This window comes from Streptosporangium sp. NPDC006013, assembly GCF_040614275.1.
GTDB lineage: Bacteria > Actinomycetota > Actinomycetes > Streptosporangiales > Streptosporangiaceae > Streptosporangium.
The window spans coordinates 1-3,278 of the sequence record NZ_JBEXUE010000745.1 but is presented as its reverse complement, the minus strand read 5'-3'; the positions used below and the strand labels follow the sequence as shown (position 1 = coordinate 3,278).

1 protein-coding gene is annotated in these 3,278 nt (G+C 70.7%); it reads left to right on the top strand.

Annotation, left to right across the window (positions count from 1 at the left end; all coding sequences use genetic code 11):
- Positions 1 to 20: 20 nt before the first annotated feature.
- Positions 21 to 3,278, top strand: a 3,258-nt coding sequence (locus ABZ260_RS48900; RefSeq protein WP_355632210.1) for an SDR family NAD(P)-dependent oxidoreductase, incomplete at its 3' end; no start/stop codon positions are given.

The window sequence follows — 3,278 nt, the reverse complement described above, 5'->3', positions numbered from 1 at the left end:
CGGGGGTGGTGCGGGTGCCGATGCTGTCGACGGTGACGGGGCAGTGGGTGCAGGGGCCGGAGCTGGGGGCGGGGTATTGGTGTGAGAATCTGCGGCGCACGGTCGCTTTCGCTCCGGTGATCGGTCAGTTGCTGGAGCAGCGGTATCGGGTGTTCGTCGAGGTGAGCCCGCATCCGGTGCTGACGGTCGGGGTCCAGGAGTGCGTGGACGAGACGGACGCCACCACCGTGATCGCCGGGACGCTGCGTCGTGATGACGGTGGCCTGGAGCGGGTGCTGACTTCGGCGGCCGAGCTGTTCGTCCGTGGTGTGAAGGTGGACTGGCAGCAGGTGCTGGCCGGTGGTCGCCGGGTCGATCTGCCCACCTACGCCTTTCAACATCAGGGGTTCTGGCCCGAGGGAACGGGAGCCGGGGCTGGGAATGTGGCGGCGGCGGGGCTGGCCGCGACGGATCATCCGCTGCTTGGTGCTGCGGTGGGTCTGGCCGACTCGGACGGTGTGCTGCTGACGGGTCGGTTGTCGTTGCGTTCGCATCCATGGCTGGTCGATCACGCGGTGGCCGGGATGGTGTTCTTCCCGGGGACCGGGTTCCTTGAGCTGGCGATCCGGGCCGGTGACCAGGTCGGTTGTGACCTGGTAGAGGAGCTGACCCTGGTCGCGCCGCTGGTGCTGGGCGAAACCGATGCCGTCGCGGTGCAGGTGTGGGTGGGCGCGGCCCAGGAGGCGGGCCGTCGGAGCGTGAACGTGTACGCCCGGTCGGCGGACGCGGCCGAGGAGGTGCCGTGGGTACGGCACGCCACCGGCACGCTTGCCACGGGTAGCGGGGCCGCCGTGCCGTTCGATGCGGAGGTGTGGCCGCCGGCAGGCGCGACCGCGATCGCGCTGGACGGTTTCTATGACCGGCTTGCCGAGGGGTTGCTCGTCTATGGCCCGGTGTTCCAAGGGTTGCGGGCGGCCTGGTGGGGCGAGGGTGGCGAGGTATTCGCCGAGGTCGCCCTACCAGAGCAGGCGCTGTCGGGTGCGGATGCGTTCGGGGTGCACCCGGCGTTGCTGGACGCGGCCCTGCACGCCTCGACGTTCGCCGGTCTGGACAACGAGGTGAGGACGCGGTTGCCGTTCTCCTGGGGAGAGGTGAGCCTGCACGCCACCGGGGCGGCGATGCTGCGCGTGCGGCTGAGCCGGACCGCTGCCGACTCGGTGTCGCTGGTCGCGGTGGACGTCGCGGGTGAGCCGGTGTTGTCGGCGCGATCGCTGGTGCTGCGCCCGTTCTCGCCCGACCAACTCGCCGCCGCGGATGGCGGGCAGGCGACGGTGGGGGACGGCTTGTTCCGGTTGGACTGGGCTCCGCTGCCGGAACTTCCCATCGTCGATCCGGTGCCGGTGGCGGTGGTCGGTTATGCGGGACTTGAGCCGGACCCGCTGGGCTTTGCCGGAGTGCGGAAGTCGGCCGACCAGCCGGTCGCGGTTCATCGTGATCTGTCGACACTGACCGAGGCGGGGCCGGTGCCTGAGGTGGTGCTGGTCGAGGTCGGGGCCGGGCAGGCCGGGGACGAGGCGATCTCGGCGCATGCGGTGACGACTGGGGTGCTGGGCCTGCTGCAGGGGTGGCTGGCCGATGAGCGGTGTGCTGACTCGCGTCTGGTGGTCATCACACGGGGTGCGGTGGCCGTGAGCGAGAGCGAGGCGGTTACCGATCTGGCGGGCGCCGCGGTGTGGGGCCTGATGCGGTCGGCGCAGTCGGAGAATCCGGGCAGATTCGTCCTGGTCGACCTGGATGATCAGGAGTCCTCACTCGCGACTTTGCGCGATGTACTGCTCGCGATGCCGGCGCTGGATGAGCCGCAGGTGGCGGTGCGCGACGGTGGGGTGCGGGCGCCGAGGTTGGCGTCGCTGGCCTCGGGTGCGGGTCTGTTGCCTCCGTCCGGTACGGCGTGGCGGTTGGGTAGCCGGGCCAAGGGCAGTCTGGACGCGCTGGAGTTGCTTCCGTTCCCGCAGGCGACCGAGCCGCTGCAGGCCGGTCAGGTTCGGGTGGCGGTGCGTGCGGCGGGGGTGAACTTCCGTGACCTGCTGGACGGGTTGAACGCGCTGGGCTGGTTCCAGGACAAGGTCGGCCTGATGGGCAGCGAGGTCGCCGGGGTGGTGCTTGAGGTCGGCCCGGAGGTGGCGGACCTGCGCCCGGGGGACCGGGTGATGGGTCTGGCCGAGGGCGCGTTCGGCCCGGTGGTCGTCACCGATGCCGTGATCCTGGTGAAGATCCCCGATCACTGCTCGTTCGAGCAGGCCGCGACGATCCCGGTGGCGTTCCTGACGACCTATTACGGGCTGATGGATCTGGCCGGGTTGCGGGAGGGCGAGAGGCTGCTGGTGCACGCGGGCACCGGTGGGACCGGGATGGCGGCGATCCAGCTGGCGCAGCGCCTGGGGGTGGAGGTGTTCGCCACGGCGAGCCCGGCCAAGTGGGAGGTGCTGCGTTCGCTGGGCGTCCCGGACGATCACATCGCCTCCTCGCGGAGTGTGGAGTTCGAGGAGCGGTTCCGGGAGGTGTGTGGTGAGCGGGGCATCGATGTGGTGCTGAACTCGCTGACCGGGGAGTTCATCGACGCCTCGGCGCGGCTGCTGCGCTCGGGCGGCCGGTTCATCGAGTTGGGCAAGCTGGACATCCGCGAGCAGGAGAGCTTCCCCGGGCTGGAGTATCACTGGTTCGACGTGGCGGATGCCGGGCCTGAGCGGTTGCGGCAGATCCTGGGCGAGCTGGCGAAGTTGTTCGCCGCGGGTGAGTTGCGGCCGTTGCCGGTGACGGCGTGGGATGTGCGCCGGGGCCGGGAGGCGTTCCGGTTCATGAGCCAGGCCAAGCACACCGGCAAGATCGTGCTGACCATGCCCCGAGTCTGGGAGCCGGAGGGCACGGTGCTGATCACCGGCGGCACCGGTGGTCTGGGTGCGGAGGTGGCCCGGCACCTGGTGGCCGAGCACGGGTTGCGGCGTCTGCTGCTGGTCAGCCGCCGGGGTCTGGATGCTCCGGGTGCGGTGGAGTTGCGGGCCGAGCTGATCGCGCACGGGGTCGAGGTCACGGTCGCCGCGTGTGATGTGGCCGACCGCGATCAGGTCGCGGCGCTGCTGGCGCAGGTCGATAACGGGCACCCGCTGACCGCGGTGATCCACACCGCCGGTGTGCTGGACGATGGCACGATCGCCTCGCTGACGCCGGAGCGGCTGGCCGGGGTGTTGCGGCCGAAGGTGGACGCGGCCTGGCATCTGCACGAGCTGACCCAGGGCCTG